The organism is Pseudomonadota bacterium, assembly GCA_034660915.1.
Taxonomy (GTDB): Bacteria; Desulfobacterota; Anaeroferrophillalia; order Anaeroferrophillales; family Anaeroferrophillaceae; genus DQWO01.
On record JAYEKE010000023.1, the window covers coordinates 1 to 20,658 of the forward strand.

Annotated in this window: 19 protein-coding genes and 1 pseudogene; 1 reads left to right on the plus strand and 19 read right to left on the minus strand. The window is 49.3% G+C overall.

What is annotated here, in order from left to right; translation table 11 throughout:
• Nucleotides 1-1,085 (plus strand): NADH:flavin oxidoreductase (locus tag U9P07_01160; GenBank protein MEA2108015.1); only part of this gene is annotated, 1,085 nt, incomplete at its 5' end.
• 46 nt (nucleotides 1,086-1,131) lie between these two features.
• On the opposite strand, the gene U9P07_01165 is transcribed toward U9P07_01160, so the two are convergent.
• From U9P07_01165 to bioB, 19 genes and pseudogenes are all read right to left on the minus strand, one after another.
• A complete protein-coding gene (locus tag U9P07_01165) occupies nucleotides 1,132-2,619 on the minus strand; it encodes a 1-acyl-sn-glycerol-3-phosphate acyltransferase (protein ID MEA2108016.1) in 1,488 nt (495 codons plus the stop codon).
• A 197-nt stretch (nucleotides 2,620-2,816) separates the two neighbouring features.
• Nucleotides 2,817-3,248, minus strand: a pseudogene (locus U9P07_01170) (GxxExxY protein).
• A 41-nt stretch (nucleotides 3,249-3,289) separates the two neighbouring features.
• Nucleotides 3,290-4,312 carry an aspartate-semialdehyde dehydrogenase gene (locus tag U9P07_01175; protein ID MEA2108017.1) on the minus strand — a complete coding sequence of 341 codons (1,023 nt, stop codon included), beginning with the start codon at nucleotides 4,310-4,312 and terminating at the stop codon, nucleotides 3,290-3,292.
• Nucleotides 4,313-4,339: 27 nt separating this feature from the next.
• Entirely contained in the window at nucleotides 4,340-5,395 is a 1,056-nt protein-coding gene (locus U9P07_01180; GenBank protein ID MEA2108018.1) for a 3-isopropylmalate dehydrogenase, read from the minus strand.
• Nucleotides 5,396-5,562: 167 nt separating this feature from the next.
• Nucleotides 5,563-6,051 (minus strand): 3-isopropylmalate dehydratase small subunit, encoded by a 489-nt coding sequence (locus U9P07_01185; protein MEA2108019.1) that lies wholly within the window; start codon nucleotides 6,049-6,051, stop codon nucleotides 5,563-5,565.
• Nucleotides 6,048-7,319: a 3-isopropylmalate dehydratase large subunit gene (leuC, locus tag U9P07_01190; protein MEA2108020.1), complete on the minus strand. Its 1,272-nt coding sequence runs from the start codon at nucleotides 7,317-7,319 to the stop codon at nucleotides 6,048-6,050. Before leuC ends, U9P07_01185 begins: the two co-directional genes overlap by 4 nt.
• Before the next feature lie 324 nt (nucleotides 7,320-7,643).
• Complete coding sequence (locus U9P07_01195) at nucleotides 7,644-9,173, minus strand: 2-isopropylmalate synthase (protein ID MEA2108021.1); 1,530 nt, start codon at nucleotides 9,171-9,173, stop codon at nucleotides 7,644-7,646.
• Nucleotides 9,174-9,439: 266 nt separating this feature from the next.
• Nucleotides 9,440-10,231 carry a CDP-diacylglycerol--serine O-phosphatidyltransferase gene (gene pssA / locus U9P07_01200; GenBank protein ID MEA2108022.1) on the minus strand — a complete coding sequence of 264 codons (792 nt, stop codon included), beginning with the start codon at nucleotides 10,229-10,231 and terminating at the stop codon, nucleotides 9,440-9,442.
• Between the two features lie 203 nt (nucleotides 10,232-10,434).
• Nucleotides 10,435-11,100: a phosphatidylserine decarboxylase family protein gene (locus tag U9P07_01205; protein ID MEA2108023.1), complete on the minus strand. Its 666-nt coding sequence runs from the start codon at nucleotides 11,098-11,100 to the stop codon at nucleotides 10,435-10,437.
• A 390-nt stretch (nucleotides 11,101-11,490) separates the two neighbouring features.
• Nucleotides 11,491-12,507: a ketol-acid reductoisomerase gene (gene ilvC / locus U9P07_01210; protein ID MEA2108024.1), complete on the minus strand. Its 1,017-nt coding sequence runs from the start codon at nucleotides 12,505-12,507 to the stop codon at nucleotides 11,491-11,493.
• Nucleotides 12,508-12,704: 197 nt separating this feature from the next.
• Nucleotides 12,705-13,205, minus strand: a complete 501-nt coding sequence (ilvN, locus tag U9P07_01215) for an acetolactate synthase small subunit (protein ID MEA2108025.1) — start codon at nucleotides 13,203-13,205, stop codon at nucleotides 12,705-12,707.
• A gap of 68 nt (nucleotides 13,206-13,273) precedes the next feature.
• Nucleotides 13,274-14,968, minus strand: a complete 1,695-nt coding sequence (gene ilvB, locus U9P07_01220) for a biosynthetic-type acetolactate synthase large subunit (GenBank protein ID MEA2108026.1) — start codon at nucleotides 14,966-14,968, stop codon at nucleotides 13,274-13,276.
• Between the two features lie 57 nt (nucleotides 14,969-15,025).
• Complete coding sequence (locus U9P07_01225; protein ID MEA2108027.1) at nucleotides 15,026-15,268, minus strand: hypothetical protein; 243 nt, start codon at nucleotides 15,266-15,268, stop codon at nucleotides 15,026-15,028.
• Between the two features lie 93 nt (nucleotides 15,269-15,361).
• Nucleotides 15,362-16,402 (minus strand): N-acetyl-gamma-glutamyl-phosphate reductase, encoded by a 1,041-nt coding sequence (argC, locus tag U9P07_01230; protein MEA2108028.1) that lies wholly within the window; start codon nucleotides 16,400-16,402, stop codon nucleotides 15,362-15,364.
• A gap of 148 nt (nucleotides 16,403-16,550) precedes the next feature.
• On the minus strand, nucleotides 16,551-16,943 hold the full coding sequence (gene rpsI / locus U9P07_01235) for a 30S ribosomal protein S9 (protein MEA2108029.1): 393 nt from the start codon (nucleotides 16,941-16,943) through the stop codon (nucleotides 16,551-16,553).
• Nucleotides 16,944-17,017: 74 nt separating this feature from the next.
• Nucleotides 17,018-17,443 (minus strand): 50S ribosomal protein L13, encoded by a 426-nt coding sequence (rplM, locus tag U9P07_01240; protein ID MEA2108030.1) that lies wholly within the window; start codon nucleotides 17,441-17,443, stop codon nucleotides 17,018-17,020.
• Nucleotides 17,440-17,676: a hypothetical protein gene (locus U9P07_01245; GenBank protein ID MEA2108031.1), complete on the minus strand. Its 237-nt coding sequence runs from the start codon at nucleotides 17,674-17,676 to the stop codon at nucleotides 17,440-17,442. The genes rplM and U9P07_01245 overlap by 4 nt, the downstream gene beginning before the upstream one ends.
• Nucleotides 17,677-17,871: 195 nt before the next feature.
• Complete coding sequence (gene bioF / locus U9P07_01250) at nucleotides 17,872-19,095, minus strand: 8-amino-7-oxononanoate synthase (protein ID MEA2108032.1); 1,224 nt, start codon at nucleotides 19,093-19,095, stop codon at nucleotides 17,872-17,874.
• On the minus strand, nucleotides 19,088-20,077 hold the full coding sequence (gene bioB / locus U9P07_01255; protein MEA2108033.1) for a biotin synthase BioB: 990 nt from the start codon (nucleotides 20,075-20,077) through the stop codon (nucleotides 19,088-19,090). Before bioB ends, bioF begins: the two co-directional genes overlap by 8 nt.
• Nucleotides 20,078-20,658: the final 581 nt, after the last annotated feature.

Here is a 20,658-nt window from a genome sequence, read left to right on the forward strand (position 1 = left end):
CCTTCACCCCGACTTTCATCGGCAACCTGGAGCTTAAAAATCGTTTCATCCGTTCGGCAACCTGGGATGGGATGGCCGGGATCAAGGGAGAAGTTACTCCCGAACAAATAAAAATCTATAAAACTCTTGCCGCTGGTGGGGCCGCCCTGCTGACTTCAGGCTATACCTTTATCAGCCCCGAAGGACGCCAGCATCACGGGCAAGCAGGACTGGATCAAGACCGGGTGATGGAACCCCTGGCGGAACTGGCCGAGATAGTACACCAATCAGGTTCCCGATTGTTCATTCAATTGGTCCATTGCGGCGGCCAGGCGAATCCCAAAATTTCCAGGCTGCCGGCCAAAGCGCCCAGCGCCATCGACCACCAGCTCTTTGACCAACGACCACAAGAATTAACCCGGAAAGAAATAAAAAAGTTGATCAATGATTTTGCCACCGCGGCTGGAAGGGCCAAAGAGGCGGGATGTGACGGCGTCCAACTGCATGCCGCCCACGGCTATCTGATCAGCCAGTTTCTTTCACCGGCCATCAATAAACGGCAAGATGATTTTGGCGGTTCATTAGACAATCGCTTTCGTTTTTTGCGGGAATGTTTTCTGCGGACAAGGGAGGTAGTGGGCCGGGATTTTCCCCTGACCATAAAAATCAACGGCCAGGATTACCTGGAAAACGGTTTAATGCTCGATGAAACCGTGGAAATCTGTCAACGTCTGGAGGAAATGGGCCTGGATGCCATTGAAATCAGTGGAGGAAGCAAGGCAAGTTCACCAAAACAACCGGTAATCATGAAAATTGATCAACCGGAAAAAGAAGCATATTTTTTAGATGATGCGGTTGCCATCCAGCGGACAGTTAACATTCCGGTAATCACTGTCGGCGGCATCCGTTCACCCCGGACCATCGATAAAATCATAAGTCTGGGCATCCCCCTGATAGCCCTCTGTCGGCCGCTGATCAGGGAACCTGAACTAATCAATCGCTGGCAGGACGGCGATCTCAGTCCATCCAGCTGCACCTCCTGCAACGGCTGTTTTAAGCCGGCCTGGCGGGGAGAAGGAATTCGCTGTATTCAGTCAAGCGCTTAAAAACAGCCGATAATTCCCTGCCAGCTGTCCATTTCCGGCCATATATTCAGCTCAAATGGGCAATACGTCGGGCATATTGGCGGATAAGCGGCATATTCTCCAGCTGAAAATCCCCTGACATTCTGTCTTGCCGGATAAATCCTTTGCGGCAGAAAGCTTCAATGGCCATCATGATATCATGGGCGACATCGGCATCAGCTACTTCCGGCAACGATTCAAAATGCTCGAGGAAATAATCGCTGATCTCCTGGATGGTGAAAGACTTTTCATCCCGGCCATCTACATCCATATTCATAATCGCCTCAGCCAGCAGTGACGTATACGGCCGCACTACTCCCCTACTGATCGATTCCATCAACCTGGTCACGGTATCATCGAGATTTTTCGATTCCGCTCCATAGGAAATCGGCGTCGAAAAATGAACATGAATGGCCGAATCCGGCAATTTAGCATATTGTTTGTCCAAAATGGCCAGCTGGGTAAAAATATCTTTTTCTGAAATGTTTTTCCCCGTCCGGCTCGCTTCAATATCCACATCCTCGGGAACAATGGTATAAGACAGGGAAACCGGAACCAGGTAAACCTGGCGCCCGGTATTCTTGACATAATCGGCCATGTTCTCCATGATCCCTTTTTTCGGTTTGCCTATCCGGCCGTCCCGGGAGCGAGTTCCTTCAATATAAAACATAAAGGGTTCATTGTGGTCCCAGAGATAATGCAAATATTCACTGTGAACCTGGCGATACACCGGGTTATGAAACCATTTGAGATTCTGGAACCACCGGGAATCCCGACCGAGGTGTTCCCGCCTGATTTTATAGGCATTCACCCGGGGCATAATCCAGTTTGATACGCCGCGAAAAAGATTGGCCCCGGCGGCAATAACCGGATGAAGGCCGCTGAAACCATTGATGGCAATACAGATGGGGATATGGTCAGCATTAGAAATATGGTTGGGGAGGATAAAAACCGGAGCTTTACCCATGAGATCCCTTACCTGGGCGAAGACTCCCGGTTCCTCTTCTGACAACCTGATACTTTTTACAAAGTGGGGAAAAATGTGGCGGGCGATGCTGCGGAACGTAATCAGGAAAGCCGGATCGAAATCAGCGGCCATATCCTCGATATAATAGCGGGACAGATAATCAATGATGGCGGCCGGCTGCTTTTGTTTATTCAGCTCCAGTGCCCGACGCCGGTAAAAAAAGAGCAGGGTTTGCAGTTTTGCGGGATCTTTGATCGCCGGCGCCTCAGCTTCCGGCGCGGTTAATTTTTGCCGGATGCTTTTCGCTTTCTGGCGAAAATAAATTTTCTGGTAGATGCGGGCCTGGCGGGCATCCATGGCCGCTTCCAGCTTATGTTCCCGGTAGTAACCGTTTACCGCTTCGACCACCTTTTTGACCACCACTGTTTTTTGCAACCTGACTTTATTGACGCAACAGCGGTTAGTCAGCCATTGCACCAATCGCAGCCGGCACCAGAAAAAAATCAGGTTCAGCAGCCGCTCTCTGAAAGGGGTTCCGACTTTTTCCATAGATCCAACTGTTCCCAAAACAAAAACCCTGATCGTTCCCGAAACGGTTCAAACGCCGACGGAACAATCAGGGTAAGGGTAAGAGATCAGCAATGATGATTCAGCATTTATCCTTGACAAATCAATGGGTTACGTTAGACATGAGGTAAATATTCGGGTAATATCCGGAAAAAACAGATGTTTATTTACTGCCTGGGTTACGTGATTATCGATTTCTTCTCACGGAGACACAAAGGCACAGAGAATTTTTGTAATTTTCCATTAATAGTTCTGGTTATACCATTTTTCATCAGGACGTCGCCGAAATTTAAAAGATATCCCAGTTTCAATCCGGTCAATTTCAGATAAGTTAGCAATTGTTTTTTGTGCACCGAACTTACTTTTTCAACCGACTTCAACTCAATAATAACCTTTTCTTCTACAATGAGATCAGCTCGAAAGCCTTCATTAAATAAATTACCTTCAAATTCAATGGGAATCCCCACCTGCCTTTCTACTCGCAACCCTCTTTTTTACAATCTGTCGTTAAGAACGACCTCATAGACAGTTTCCAAAAGCCCTGGACCCAGTGCTTGATGCAAATGTACAGCACAATCCACGATTATCGTTCCTATTTCATTTTCATTCATCTCTGTGTCTTTGTGCCTCTGTGAGAGTTATTTTATTTCATTTACAGATACTCCCGAATCAGGATCTCGGCAATCTGCACCGCGTTGAGGGCCGCCCCTTTGCGGATATTATCGGCAACCACCCACATATTGATACCATTGGCGATGGATTCATCCTGACGGATGCGCCCCACTAAAGTATCATCCTGACCGGCGGCATCAATGGCCAGTGGATAGTCGTTTTCGGCTGGATTATCCACCACCATGACCCCGGGAGCCCGTTCCAGAATTTCTTTCACCTCATCCGCGGAAATAAATCTTTCGGTTTCCACATTAATCGATTCAGAATGACTGAAAAAAACCGGCACCCGCACGGTGGTAGCCGTCACCATAATTTGATCATTTTCCATAATCTTTCTGGTTTCATTAACCATCTTCATCTCTTCCCGGGTATAATCATTATCCAGGAAAACATCGATGTGAGGCAGGCAATTAAAGGCAATCTGGTGTGGATAAACCTCCACCGGCAATTCCTGCTGCTGAAAAACAGCCAGGACCTGCTGTTCCAACTCTCGTATCGCCTTTTTCCCGCTACCGGATACCGCCTGGTAGGTGGAAACCACCACTCTTTTGATTCCGGCCGCATCATAGATGGGTTTCAGGGCCACCACCATCTGGATGGTTGAACAGTTGGGGTTGGCAATAATTCCCCGGTTACGATAATCAGCAATGGCATGGGGGTTGACTTCCGGCACTACCAGGGGGATATCGGCATCCATACGAAAAGCGTTGGTATTATCAATCACTACCGCCCCGCTGCTGGCCGCCGAGGGAGCAAAACGAGTGCTGACCGAACCGCCGGCGGAAAAAAGGGCAATATCAATATCAGCGAATGAATCGTCAGTTAATTCCTCCACCGGGTATTCATCACCGCGGAATCCCACCTTTGAACCCGCCGACCTGGAAGACGCCAGAGGTTTCAACCTGGCAATGGGAAAGTCCCTTTCCGCCAGCACTTTCAACATTTCTTCACCCACGGCACCGGTGGCTCCTGCCACCGCCACATTATACGCTTCTTTTTTCATTTCAACCTTCCACCTTACAAGAGATAATTATAAATTTCCTGCCACCAGATCACCCACTTCACTGGTACCATAACCCATTTTCCCGGCGGCGACACTTTCCAACTTATCACGCAAAACCGTCACCACTGACTTTTCGACCCGGTCGGCAGCCGCCTGCTCACCCATATACTGGAGCATCATCTGCCCGGCCATGATCGCCGCCAGCGGGTTGATAACATTCTGACCGGTATATTTAGGAGCGGAACCACCGATGGGTTCAAACATTGATGCCCCTTGAGGATTGATATTTCCCCCGGCGGCAATCCCCATACCTCCCTGGATCATCGCTCCCAGATCCGTAATAATATCTCCAAACATATTATCAGTAACTATCATGTCAAACCATTCGGGGTTTTTCACCATCCACATGCAGACTGCGTCCACGTGGCCGTAGTCGGTGGCAATATCGGGATACTCTTCAGCCACCTCATTGAAGGCCCGTTGCCAGAGATCAAAGGCATAGGTCAAAACATTGGTTTTACCGCAAAGGGTAAGTTTCTTTTCCCGCCCCCGCTGCCGGCACAAATCAAAGGCATAGCGCAGGCAGCGTTCCACCCCTTTACGGGTATTGATGGATTCCTGGATCGCTACTTCATCCGCCGTCCCTTTTTTAAGAAAACCGCCGGAACCGGTGTAAAGCCCCTCGGAATTTTCCCGCACTACGACAAAATCGATATCATCCGGCCCTTTGTCACGCAAAGGGGTTTCCACCCCGGCATATAATTTAACCGGCCGCAGGTTGATATATTGATCCAGGGCGAAGCGCAATTTCAACAAAATACCCTGTTCCAGTATCCCCGGTTTCACCTCCGGATGGCCGATGGCTCCCAGGAGGATGCTTTTAAAACCCCGCAATTCTTCAATGGCACTTTCAGGCAGAATCTCGCCGGTTTTCAGGTAGCGTTCACCACCAAAATCATAGGTCTGATAATCACAACTGAAACCTTCCAGTTGACCCACGGCATCCAGCACTTTCCTGGCTTCCGCCACCACTTCCGGTCCGGTCCCGTCACCGGAGATAACGGCAATATCATATTTTTTCATTTCTTTTCCCTTCACACTTTCCTCTTCTCCCACTTGCCATACCGGTTTGCACCTTTGCTTCGCCCTCTTCTTCTCCCACTTACCATACCGGTTTGCACCTTTGCTTCGCCCTCTTCGAAGGGGACAGAACTAAAGGTCTGTCCCCAATCCTGGTTCAGAACAGCCTCCTAAGATTTTTTGCGGATATGGGCCATCAACCCCCCGTCATCAATCAATTCCTGCATAAACGGCGGAATGGGCTTCGCCTGATAGATTTTTCCGGTCGTCAGGTTTTCAATCTTTCCAGTTGAGGTATCAATCCGCAGTTCATCCCCTGACTTGATTTCCGCTGCCGCTTCCCCGGATTCCAGAATCGGCAGGCCCGTATTAAAAGCGTTGCGATAAAAAATGCGGGCAAACGTTCCGGCAACGACGCATGAAATACCGGCGGCTTTGACGGCAATGGGTGCATGCTCCCGGGAAGAACCACAGCCAAAATTCTTATCAGCAACGATGATATCACCGGCCTGTATTTTATCCATAAATTCCGGGTCTGCGTCTTCCATACAGTGTTTAGCCAACTCTTCAGGATCCGAAGTATTAAGGTAACGGGCCGGAATAATGGCATCCGTATCCACATCATCACCAAATTTCCAGGCTTTTCCCTGATAAATCATGATACCACCTCTTCCGGACTGGCTATCCGCCCGAGAACGGCTGAGGCCGCGGCCACCGCCGGGTTACTCAGATACACTTCACTCTCAGGATGTCCCATGCGGCCGACAAAATTACGGTTGGTGGTCGCCAGGGCCTTCTCTCCAGCAGCCAGGATACCCATGTGACCGCCGAGGCAGGGACCGCAGGTGGGCGTGCTGAAAACAGCACCGGCCTCGACAAATACTTCCACCAGGCCTTCCCTGACCGCCTGCAGGTAAATAGCCTGGGTCCCGGGAATCACAATTAAACGCAGATAAGGCGCCACTTTCTTCCCCTTAAGCACTTTAGCCGCCAGCCGCAGATCCTCAATCCGCCCGTTGGTGCAGGAACCGATCACCACCTGGTCAAGAACAATCCCATGTTCCACCGCCTCATCCACTTCACGACTGTTTTCCGGCAGGGAAGGAAAGGCAACTTGAGGCTTAATCCGGGAGACATCAATATCCATTTCATCGACATACTCAGCCCCGGGATCGCTGAAGAAAAGCTGGTAATCGCGTTTTGAACGCTCCCGGACATAATCCAGGGTGATATCATCGGGGGTTATAATCCCATTTTTGGCCCCGGCTTCGATGGCCATATTGGCCATGGAGAAACGACCGTACATGGGCAGTTTTTCAATCGCTTCACCCTCCATTTCCATACTCTGATAAAGGGCCCCGTCAACCCCCAGCTTGCCGATAGTATAAAGAATCAGATCTTTTCCTTCCACCCAGGGACCGGGAGTTCCATAATAAACCAGTTTGATACTTTCCGGGACTTTAAACCAGGCCTTGCCGGTGGCCATGGCCGCCGCCAGATCCGTGCTGCCCACCCCGGTGGCAAAGGCCCCCAAAGCCCCGTAAGTACAGGTATGGGAATCAGCCCCGATGATCAGATCCCCCGGGAGTACCAACCCCTGCTCCGGCAGCAGCACATGTTCAATCCCCACCCGTCCCTGTTCAAAGTAATTGGTCAATTGCTGCCGGCGGCTGAAATCCCGGACAATTTTTGCCTGCTGGGCGGAGTTGATATCTTTATTGGGAGTAAAATGATCCGGAACCAGGATAACCCGTTCCCGGTCGAAAACCTTTTCGATACCCAGCTGTTCAAACTCGGCAATGGCTATGGGAGCGGTCACATCATTGGCCAGGGCTACATCAACCCGGGCCTCAATCAACTGTCCCGGCTGCACCTGATCATAACCGGCATGGGAAGCAAGAATCTTTTCGCTAATGGTCATTGCCATAATAAGAGCTCCTTAATTCCCATCCGAAAACTAATGTTTCCGGATGAGCTGTCAGCTTTCAGCTTTGTAAACATTCGACTACGTTTTCAGAAAAGATAAAAATACTCTCACAGAGGCACAAAGTCACAGAGAACCCGAGTCATTTGCCCTCTGTGACTCCGTGTCTCTGTGAGAAATAATAAAAATTTGTCAATCTATAGACAAAGTCGAATATTTACTCAGCTTTTAGCTTAACCACTTGTTTTTTCAATATTTTTACTAAACGCTGACTGCCGACTACTGAAAGAGTTAATCAGGAAATGAGCGTTTCCCGATAAGCACTCCTTATACGGTTACCCGGGGCCGGTTATGTTTTTTGTATTCCAACTTATTCAAGGCATTGATGTAGGCTCTGGCAGTGGCCACGATGATATCCGTATGAGCACCCTGGCCCATCACCGTCAGGCCTTCTTCCTGAATCCTGACCGTTACTTCCCCAAGGGCGTCCGTCCCCCCTGTAATGGATTTAACCTCGTAAGTCAAGAGCTTACTGGCTGTTTTGGTCAGCCGTTTAATGGCCTTAAAGGTAGCATCCACCGGGCCGTCGCCGAACTCGGCACCCTGCAGGGTTTCATTATTAATTTCCAGCTGAATGGTAGCGTTGGGTACTGAAACGCTGCCACTGTTCACGTTAATGTACAACAGTTTAAAGTAGTGCGGGATACGGATAATCTCATCGGCAATCAGGGCATCTATATCCTCATCATAGACGGTTTTTTTCTTATCGGATAATGCTTTGAAGGCTTGGAAGGCTATTTCAATCTGTTCATCGCTGAGTTCATAGCCCAGGCCGACAATTTTTTCACGAAAAGCATGACGACCGGAATGTTTTCCCATTACCAGCTGGTTCTGGGGCAAACCGATGGATTCCGGGGTCATGATCTCATAGGTGGATTTTTCTTTCAATACTCCGTCCTGGTGAATTCCCGCCTCGTGGGCAAAGGCATTGGCCCCGACGATCGCCTTGTTTGGCTGCACCCGGATACCAGTCACCTGGCTGACCAGCCGGCTGGCGGGATAAATCTGGGTGGTAACAATATTGGTTTCAAAAGTAAGATGATCATGACGGGTACGAAAAGCCATCACTAACTCCTCCAGTGAGGTGTTTCCGGCCCGCTCGCCGATGCCGTTAATCGTACATTCGACCTGGCGGGCACCATTTTCCACCGCGGCCAGGGAATTTGCCGTTCCCAATCCCAGATCATTATGGCAATGAACCGAGATCACCGTCTGATCAATATTAGGCACCCGGGACCTGATTGTCCGGATCATCGCCCCGTATTCTGCGGGAATAGTATAACCCACGGTATCAGGAATATTGATGGTGGTTGCCCCGGCTTCAATCACGGCGGTAAAAATACGACAGAGAAAATCAATCTCGCTGCGGGTGGCGTCCTCGGCGGAAAACTCAATATTATCCGTCAAGGTCCGGGCGTAGGTGACTGCTTCCACCGCGTCGGCAAGTACTTCCTCGGCATTTTTCTGCAGTTTGAACTTCATGTGAATGGGTGAAGTGGCAATAAAAGTATGAATCCGGGGATTGGCGGCATATTGCAGGGCCTCCCAGGCACGATCAATGTCCCCGCGGTTAGCCCTGGCCAGGCCGGCCACCTCACAACCCCTGATTTCCTGGCTGATCAACTTCACCGCCTGGAAATCCCCGTCCGAAGCAATGGGAAACCCGGCCTCAATGATATCCACTCCCAGGCGCTCCAGCTGCCGGGCCACCAGCAGTTTTTCCTCAATATTCATACTGGCTCCCGGCGACTGTTCACCATCACGCAAGGTGGTATCAAAAATTTTTACCCGACTCATAATTCTTCTCCTTTCCGATTAACTAGTTTCCATCCGGAAACTAATCTTCCCGGATGGGCTGTTAGCTATTAGCCTTCAGCTATCAGCTTAACCTCTTGTTTTTCCGATATTTTACTGAATGCTGACTGCTGATCGCTGAATGCATTCATCAGGAAATGAACGTTTCCGGATGAGCACTAACCCATGTTTCATTATCCAAACTAAAAACCCCCCGGCATTATCTCCCAGGGGGTTGAATAAAAAGTTTAAAATCCATCACTAAATAATCAGAAGATTTCTTCCCTTTCTTCTCCCCGGGGAACCGGCTTCACTAGACCCAGGAGCAGCAACAGCTTTTCCACCGGCCCGGAAACCACATACAGACTTAGCAGAACAAAAATAGTAATCTGGGGTTCTGAAGCCAGGACAATGATAAAAACAGCCGCCAGCACCAACGCCATAAACGGGGCCCGGCCTTTATTCAGCGATTCTTTGAAACTACGATATTTCACATTGCTGACCATCAGGAAACCAAGAGCATAGGTCAGCAAAAGGACCATCACGTTCCTGGCCGTACCACTACCGCCCAGATGATAAAAAATCATCACCACGGCGGCAACCATGCTGGCTGCTGCCGGGATCGGCAAACCATTAAAAAAACCTTTCTCTACCGCATCAACCTGGACATTATAACGGGCCAGGCGCAATGCCCCGCAGGCCAGGAACAAAAATGCCGCCAGCCAGCCGAAACGGCCATATTCAGACAATCCCCAGGTAAAGGTCAGTAACGCGGGAGCCACACCAAAGGATACCAGGTCGGCCAGGGAATCAAATTCCATCCCGAAACGACTGGTGGCATGCATCAACCTGGCGGTCTTACCATCAAGAATATCAAAGACATTGGCAATGATAATCGCCGTAGCCGCCAGCTGGAAATGACCCTCCAAGACTGAGATAATGGCAAAAAACCCGCAAAACAGGTTTCCCATGGTAAACAGATTCGGCAAAATGTAGACACCACGTATCACGTGTAAATCTCCCGGGTTCTCGCTATGATCATCTTTTTCGACTATCGACACTTTTTGGGCTACCTTTAACTTAAGTCAAGCAATTAGCAGTTAGCTCTTAGCATTTAGCTGAGCAAAATTAAGGTTTTACGTTAATAATACACAACACCCAACGGGTAACTATATGTATATAGCGAAATGCCTTTAATCATTAAGCTAATAGCTAACGGCTAAAAGCTAATCGCTCAATTTAGTTAACCACTTAAGGATACCCTTCAATCATAATGCAGGTATCCCAGAACCGTCTCCCCGGCCTTCACATACTGCCCGGGATGTACATTGACAATGGTCTCAACGGGAAAATAAACATCAAGCCGGGAACCAAAGCGGATCAAACCGAAACGCTCACCTTTGATTACCCGGTCATCGGTTTCCAGCTGGCAGACAATCCGCCGGGCTATCAGCCCGGCTATCTGCACAAAAGCAACCCGGCTTTTCCACGAAGTTTCAATAACGATTTCCTGCCGCTCATTCTCAGCCGAAGCCTTGTCAAGATTGGCAGAAAAGAATTTCCCCGGATGATAGCGCATTTCCACAACTTTGCCGCTGACAGGAATCCGGTTCACATGAACATTAAACAGCGACATGAAAATACTGATCTTTATACAGGGTTTTTTACCATATACTTCAGATTCCTCAAGTTGGTCAACCAAAATTACTTTACCATCGGCCGGTGAGGCCACCGAATTTTCCAATAACGGCGCATAACGTTCCGGATCTCGAAAAAAATAGCCACTGAACAGGACCAGAAAGAAAAACAATTTGGCCAACAGGGACAGACCAAACAATTGCAGCAGCAATGATATCCCCAGAAAAATACCGATAAACCGGTAACCCTCCCGGTTAATATTTTTAAACAGCGGTAATTCGTGTAAATCCATTTTTTTATCTCTTTCCTACATTCAACTTTCAGCTATTAGAAACTTTCAGCCGTTGCTTTATCCCTCATTAACGTACAGCCTAATTTTTCAAGACAGTCCGATATTAGTACCTTACTCCTGAAAACCTGTCACTCTTTTAAGTACCCCCTTGAGGGGTAAAAAAAACAAGAAATTTTTTTAACCACCCGTTCGCTACGCTCACTGGAGGACACAAAGAACACGAAGAAAAAAGATTGCATCTTTGTGCTACCGTGAGTTTTTATCTTTTTTGATAATATGAATGATTTCACCATGAAGCCATGAAGTTCATGAAGATTCTTACAATACAACACTTCATGTTCTTCATGTCTTCATGGTAAAAAAATCTTGGTTGTGAGCCTCAATCCCGCATTAGTTTTTCTTTCTATCCACCAACTTTTCCTGGCTCAACCAGCTCATCATCTGGCGTAATTTTTTACCGGTGGTTTCAATCTGGTGTTCTTCGCCGGCTTTGGTCAAGGCATTGAATACCGGCCGGTTAGCCTGGTTTTCCAGAATCCACTCCCGGGCAAAGGAGCCATCCTGGATCTCTGCCAGGATTTCCGCCATTTCCTCGCGACTATCTTCATTGATAACCCGGGGACCTCGGGTCAGGTCACCAAACTGGGCGGTATTACTGATGGAGTAGCGCATATTGGCAATCCCGCCTTCATAAATCAGATCAACAATGAGTTTCAGCTCATGGACACATTCAAAATATGCCATTTCCGGCGCGTAACCGGCATTGACCAGGGTTTCAAATCCCGCCCGCATCAGCTCGGTAACCCCGCCACACAAAACCGCCTGTTCACCAAATAAATCGGTCTCGGTCTCTTCCTTGAAAGTGGTTTCAATAATTCCGGCCCGACCGCCACCGATCCCGGCGGCATAGGCCAGAGCCACTTCCCGGGTATCACCGCTGTCATCTTGGTGGATAGCAATCAGGGTCGGCACCCCCATACCTTGAGTATATTCATGGCGAACCAGGTGCCCGGGACCTTTGGGGGCAGCCATAAACACATTAACACCCGGCTCTGGAACTATCTGGCCATAATGGATATTAAAGCCGTGCGCGAAGGCGAGGTAATTACCTTCCTCCAGATGTGGCGCAATATCCTGCTTATAGATATTCGCCTGCAGTTCATCGGGGACGAGAATCATAATCACATCCGCTGCTTTGGCTGCGGCCGCGGTTTCCATCAGGGTCAAGCCACTGTTTTCCGCCTTAGCCCAGGAACTGCCATCACGACGCAGGCCGACAATAACATCAAAACCACTTTCAGCAAGATTATGGGCATGAGCATGCCCCTGGCTGCCATAGCCGATAATCGCTATTTTCTTTTCTTTGAGGATCGTCAAATCCGCGTCTTTATCGTAGAACACTTTCATCACCGCTACTCCTGTTTCATTTATACCACTTTTATTTTACCTGAATTGAGCAGTTAGCTTTTAGCCGTTAGCTGTTAGTTCAATGATTACAGCATGTTTCCTCTTACGAGCTACCACCTATTTAGATTTATTGCTTATGAACGTAATACTTTGATTCTTAAAGCTAAACGCTGATAGCTAACTGCTAATTGCTTAACTTAGGTTTTATATCTGTTCCTGGCTTTCACTTCACGATTCATCGCCACAATGCCTGTACTGTTTATCTCCTTGATGCCGTACGGAGCCAGAACATCAAGAAAAGCCTTCAATTTCATCTCGTTGCCGGTAATTTCAATAATTGCCGATTTGGCCGCCATATCAATAACCCGGGCCCGAAAGACCTCGATAAGTTTTAAAACCTCCAGTCGCTTGCTGCCTTCAACAGAAACCTTGACCAGCATCAATCCCCGGGTTACATGGTCTGTATCCGTGAAATCAATGACCTTGATCACATTAATCAATTTATTCAGCTGTTTGGTAATCTGCTCAACAATCTGGTCATCTCCCAGGGTCACAATGGTCATCCGGGAAATTGCCGGGTCATCGGTTTCAGCAACCGTCAGACTTTCAATATTAAAACCCCGGCCACTGAACAACCCGGAAATGCGGGATAAAACCCCAAATTTATTTTCAACCAGCACTCCTATGATATGTCTCATCGGCTCTTTTCTCCACTACTCATTCCGCCAAGCGGTCAAAAACCGGCCTGGCTGGATATTTCAGGGAATCAAACCAGCAGCATTTTTGATATGGGCTGTCCGGCCGGCACCATGGGATAGACATTTTCTTCCCCGGCCACCACAAAATCAACCAGCACCGGTTTATTGATGGAAAAGGCCTTTTTCAGGGTAGACTCCACCTCCTGAGGACGAGTGGCTCGCAATCCGACAGCACCGTACGCTTCCGCCAGCTTAACAAAATCCGGAACCGCTGACATTTCGGTGGCGGAATAATGTTTCTGAAAGAACAATTCCTGCCATTGACGAACCATCCCCAGATAGCCATTATTGAGAATAATTATTTTTACCGGCAGCCGATACTGAACCGCCGTCGCCAGTTCCTGGATATTCATCTGAATACTGCCATCACCGGCGATGTCGATAACCAGACGGTCGGGAAAAGCCACCTGGGCACCCAGAGCCGCGGGAAATCCATAACCCATCGTCCCCAGACCGCCGGAGCTCAACCAGGTCCGGGGCTTGGTATATTCATAGAACTGGGCCGCCCACATCTGGTTCTGCCCCACTTCGGTACTGATAATCGGCTGTTGCCCCCTGGTCAGTTCACATATTTTTTCCACCACATACTGGGGCTTGATTACCTCCTCCTGGATATAATCCAGTTTATGCATCTCTTTCCATTTAGCAATCCTGGCCAACCATTCATCGTGCGAGGCGGCAAACTCATGGGCCTCCTCGCTCATCTCGTTTACCGCCACCATCATCTTGTTCATCACATCATGAACATCACCAACAATGGGAATGTGTACCTTGACATTTTTACTGATGGATGTGGGATCAATATCAATATGGATAATTTTGGCGTCCGGGGCAAATTCATCAATCCGTCCGGTTACCCGATCATCAAAACGGGCACCGATGGCGACCAGTACATCAGATTCAGTAACAGCCATATTCGCCCGGTAAGTCCCGTGCATACCGAGCATCCCCAGGGAAAGAGCATGGGTTTCCGGAAAAGCTCCCAGACCCATCAGAGTGGTGGTAACCGGAATCTGCAGGCGGACGGCCAGCTCGGTAATAACACCGGCGGCATTGGACAAAATCGCCCCTCCGCCGACATAAAAAACCGGCCGTTTAGCTTTCAGCAGCGCCCGGACAGCTTTCCGCAGTTGACCGGGATGTCCTTCATAGGTAGGACTATAACCCCGCAAAGATACGCTTTCCGGATATTCAAAAATGGTCGTATCAACCAGCACGTCTTTAGGTAAATCGATAAGCACCGGCCCAGGTCTCCCCGAACGGGCGATATGGAAAGCCTCTTTGATGATCCGCGGCAGTTCCCTGACATCCTTGACCAGGTAATTATGCTTGGTGCATGGGCGGGTAATGCCAACGATATCCGCTTCTTGAAAGGCATCATTACCAATGAGCGCGGTCGGTACCTGGCCGGTAAAGACCACCACCGGGATAGAATCCATATAAGCGGTGGCCAGACCGGTCACCGTATTGGTGGCTCCCGGCCCGGAAGTAACCAGAGCAACACCAACCTCACCGGTTGCCCGGGCATAGCCATCGGCGGCATGAACCGCCGCCTGTTCATGACGAACCAGATAATGTTTCAACTCATAATTGGGCAATTCATCGTAGAGATTTATAACCGCACCGCCGGGATAGCCAAAAACGGCTTTAACCCCTTCTATCTGCAATGACTGCAAGACAATCTGCGCCCCGGTTTTCTTCACCATGTCCTCCTGTTATGCCATTTTACAGGTCTGGGGACATGACCCGATTTATCTTTATCAAATCGGGATCGTGTCCCCCGATCTCTGATATTTCGTCATCAGCCGAAACATCCGGTCTTTAGCCTTAAGTTTCAATTTTTTCAAGCGAGCAACATCCAACTCCTCGTCGGTCGTCAGGAATGTTTTGCCGGCAAAACTACCTAATTGCCGCTCATATTCCCGATGTTCCTGGAAAACCCGCTTAAATTCCTCATGCTGCCGGCACAATTTTTCAATCAGACGTTCATCGGAAAGCGACATACACTACCCCTTTTCGAAAGCGTCAAGACATATTATTAACTCCAAGTGTATCTGAATCGTCTTCTTTAGTCAAGACTACCAGGAAGGGTTTTTTCAGGGAGCCAGCGGTACCATTTCCAAAGCAGTTGCTTCGGAAAATCCCAGCATCAGATTCATGTTCTGTACCGCCTGGCCGGCGGCACCCTTGACCAGATTATCGATGACCGTCACCACGATCAGCAGACCTTCCTCCGGCTTGAGTACCAGACCCAGGTCACAAAAATTCGAGCCCCGAACGGCCGCCACCGTCGGTAATATCCCCGTCGGCAACAACCTGACAAAAGGCTCATGGCCATAACAGCTTTCATAGAGCGAAATAAGTTCATCCGCTTGACATTTTTTGGCCAGCGGCACATAGATAGTTGACAGAATCCCCCGGTTCATGGGCACCAGGTGAGGAACAAACAGTATCCGGCAAGGACTCGCAACCGCCCGACTGACCTGTTCCTTGATTTCCGGCTGGTGACGGTGGGCCCCAACTTTATAGGCTTTGAATGACTCATTCACTTCACCATAGATGGTCGCGGCAGAAGCTGTCCGCCCGGCACCACTGGCCCCGGATTTGGCATCAATAATCACTGCTTGTTTCACCTCCACCAGCCCCTGACGGAAAAGCGGAGTCAAAGCCAGGATAGCCCCGGTGGGATAGCAACCGGGATTCCCGACAATCATGGCTTGGCGAATATCCTCACGATACAGCTCGGGCAGCCCATAAACCGCCTTTGTCAACAAATCTTTACGACTGTGTTCCTGGTACCATGACTCATAAAGAGCGGCATCACTAAACCGGTAATCAGCACTGAGATCAATCACCTTTTTCCCGGCTTCATGAAAGTCGGCAACCACTTCAATCGCCGTTTTATGGGGCAAGGCGGTAAACACCAGATCAACCTGCTCCACCATTGCCGCCAGATCATAGGGGGAAAAGGAAAGTTCACATATGGCCCTTAATGACGGAAACACCTCATCAACCTTCTGGTCGGCATATTGCCGGGAAGTCACCACTGTCAATGCAATTTCAGGATGACGGGAGAGGATTCTGATCAGTTCAACTCCCGTATAGCCACTTCCACCAACAATTCCCACACGAATCATTTTCACACCCTCTAATATATTGATGCTAATAATACCCAAGGCATCCTAAAAAAAAGGAGGCCCCTATGGACCTCCTTAACATCATTGTGATAAAACCGCAATACACGCTGGAAGGCACCGGATACGCCAGTGATTCCCAGGCAAACTATTACCGCTTGGAAAACTGGAAACGAGCCCGGGCACCACGCTGTCCGTATTTTTTCCGTTCCTTGATCCGGGAGTCACGGGTGATAAACCCGGCTTTTTTCAAAACCGGGCGAAACTCAGGATTATATTCCAATAAGGCCTTGCTGATGCCATGTTTTACCGCCCCGGCCTGGCCGGTAACCCCACCACCGGCGACAGTGACCATAACATCAAACTTATTGTCCATCTCCGTCAACTGCATTGGCTGATGTACCAATTTACGGGCCATCTCCACTGAAAAATATTCATCCATCGGTTTTCTATTCACCGAAATCAACCCTGAACCTTCTTTTAACCAGACACGGGCAATGGCTGACTTCCTCTTTCCAGTTGCGTAATATCGTTTCGTTCCCATATTTTCATTAACCTATGCTAAATTTCCTTAAAATAAATCATCCTGCAAAGACCAGACACTGTCCGCCACTACCCCTAAGCTCTGCTGACGGGCTGCTGGGACGCGTGGGGATGATCATTACCCGCATATACCTTAAGTTTTTTAAATACTTTCCGTCCCAGACGGTTTTTAGGCAACATGCCCTTAACCGCCAGACGAATCAGCTCTTCCGGCTTCTTCTCATGCAGTTTTTCAGCCGAAATCGACTTAATTCCTCCGGGATAACCGGTATGGTGGTGGTACATCTTGCCAGCCCACTTGTTGCCGGTCAATTTGATGTTTCGGGCATTAACTACCACGACAAAATCACCGGTATCCACATGAGGGGTATAAATCGGCTTATTTTTGCCCCGCAGGATATCCGCGATCTCCGTCGCCAGGCGACCAAGAACCTTACCATCAGCATCAATCAGATGCCAGGCACGTTCCATATCTTCATTTTTTGCCATAAAGGTCTTCATTCAGCTTCTCCACTTAAGACACAATCCACCGTCGCCCTGCCATTATTGCCAGTCGGCAACGCCAAAGAGGAACGATTTTTAATATAATCATTTTCTTTTGTCAAGTTTTTTCTCGACTTTTTGCTTGGAGATATCAAAGATTTACCAGTCAGATGAGGTAAATATTCGGCTACTTTCCAAAAAAGCAGTAATACTTGTTTTTTGTCTCGCGCCCGTTCGCTGCGCTCACTCAAGACGCCAAGAACGCCAAGAAAAACGACTGACGATATGGCACGTTGAACTCTTCGCGGTCTTTGCGGCTTGGCGCGAGAATTAAAAAAAGTTGACTGATATTAGGTCCAAGAATTTGCCAATTTATAAACAAAGTCAAATACTTACTAAGATGGAGAATTTTGCTTGCGGCAACCTCACCTCTGACGATATCCGACTCAACTGATAGCAGCCAGCGGAAAGCAGCCCCGGAGGCGGGAAAAAACCGCCAGTATTTCATCCATTCTTGTCCAGCTGAGATCACGGGTTATGGTTATCCGTAAACGGGAGCTGCCCGGTTCCACGGTAGGTGGACGAATGCCCTGGATAAAAATACCCGCTTCCATGAATTTTTCACTGAGCCGCATGGTCTGTGTGGCATCGCCAACAATAACCGGAATAATCGGGGTCGGATCGTCGGACACCTCAAAGCCCATCTTTTGCAATGCCTGGCGGAAATACCCTGCCTTTTCCTGCAATGCTGCCGCAAGTCCGGGATCCTCCCGCAGTAATTGCACCGCCGCCAGGGAAGCTCCGAGAACCGCCGGCGGCAGAGCGGTGGTATAGATGAAACTGCGACTCTTGTTAATCAGATAATCCAGATATTCCCGACGACCGGCCACAAAAGCGCCACAACTGCCCATAGCTTTTCCCAAGGTACCCATGAGCAGATCAATGCTATCGGGCGGCAGCTGAAAATGTGAGGCGGAACCACGTCCACCCAGGCCCAGGACCCCGGTAGCATGGGCGTCATCAACCAACAGCAGGGCATCATGTTTTTTTGCCAACCGGGCAATATCCGGTAGCGGTGCCAGATCACCATCCATGCTGAAAACACTGTCGGTGACAATCAGGCGACGCCTGAACGACGCATCATGCCGCGATAATAATTCTTCCAGGTGCCCGGCATCGCTATGCCGATAAATCTTCACCTCGGCCCGGCTCAAGCGGCAGCCATCGACAATGCTGGCATGGTTCAGGGCATCACTGAAAATCACATCCCCCTCATCCACCACGGTGGAAAGCACACCCAGATTGGCCATATAACCGCAATTGTAAACCAGGGCCCCTTCCGTTCCCTTAAAAACGGCAAGTTCTTCCTCCAGTTGACGGTGCAGACTCATGGTCCCGGAAATCAACCGGGAGGCCCCGGATGAACAACCATATTTCCGGGTCATTTCAACCACCATTTCACTCAGTCGCGGATGATCAGCCAGGCCCAGATAATTATTGGAACAGAGAATCGTCACCTGTCTGCCGACAGGCAGGTCGGCATGACCGGCCAGGGTGGTTTCACTCCGCTGGGGGCCGGTCACCGTTTTCAATTCTCGCCGCATACCACTGGAGTCCAGAAATGCCAACTCCTCCCTGATCTGCAGCAAAGCGCTCTTGGCATCAGCCATCACGGCCAGCCCCCCAATCCCGCAGGAGCCGCTGATCATCTTCCCACTGGCGGCCGCTGGTAGTCAGATAATTCCCTACCATCATCCCATTAGCCCCGGCAGCGAATAACATTGCCTGGGCATCGGGGAAATTTCTTTCCCGACCGCCGCAAATGCGGATATCGCGGCTCGGGCAGACCAGGCGGAACATGGCAACCGTCAACAGACAGGAAAAAGCTCCCGGTGCCGGCTGATCCCCCAAGGGGGTTCCGGCAACCGGATGGAGAAAATTCAAGGGGATGGAATCCACCTGCAGTTGCCTTAATGTCAGGGCCAGTTCCACCCGCTGGGACCAGCTTTCACCCATGCCGATAATCCCGCCGCTGCAGACATACATCCCGGCATCCCTAGCGGTTTTCACGGTTTCAACCGCCCGATCGTAGGTATGGGTCGTACAGATGTCGGGGAAAAAACTCCTGGCAGTTTCCAGGTTATGATGATAGTGCGCCAGCCCATCGTCACGATAAGCACTGGCGGTCTCCGCATCCAGGAAACCCAGAGAGGCACAGGGGCCCATACCCAGTTTTTTAATGCCGGCAATCATTTCCCTGATCCGCTGAATTTCATCGACATCAGCGACTTTCGTCCCACTGGTGACTACCGAAAAATTATCCACCCCTTGTTGTTCCGCCAAGGCGGCAGACGCCAGCAGTTCATCAACTTCAACCAGGGGAAAGGTTTTAACCGCCGTCTGGTAATGGGACGATTGGGCACAATAGGCACAATTTTCCGGACATTTGCCGGATTTGGCATTGGCAATGGCACACAGGGCAATCTTTGGACCGCAAAAATGCCGACGCAGTTGATCAGTTAAAGGCAATAAGGCAAAGAATTCTCCGGGACTGAGTGAACCAAGAGCGAGGGCCAGCGCTTCAGCTATCCCCTCGCCCGAGTTTTTCATCCCCGGCAATTGGCTACTGATCTTCTCAATAATATTTGACATTTTCTTCCTTTATGAAGTACCACCGCGAAGGGAAATATTCGACTAGCTCTAAAAACAACTAAAGCGGGCTATGCCCGCAACCAAAATTAAGGTATCATGATGTTCCGGCATGGCTCTCGCTCATTCTCACCGGCCGTCCATGGCCGGCTTCCGAGGCGTCCGCCGCGAATCACATCGTGTGATTCGTTCGGCGGCCAATACCGCTATGAGCCAAGCCCGAACATCCTGAATATGTTCCCGGCAATTTCTTGTTTTTTTACCCCTCAAGGGGGTACTGAAAAGAGTGACAGACTTTCAGGAGTAAGGTACTAACTGTGATGTAATATTCAAAAACAAACGGGCTTTTTTTGTAGTCATGGTTGCCTGATTGTTTTTTCTCAGCCATCAATATTTTCCTAAATTGAGCGATTAGCCTTTAAAGGTTTAAGGTGTAGGGTTTAAGGTTTTCACCTTGTACCTTGTACCTTTTAGGTTTAATGATTACAGGATGTTTTGCTATTACAAACGTAAACATTCGACTACGTTTTCAGAAAAGATAAAAATACTCTCACAGAGGCACAAAGTCACAGAGAACCCGAGTC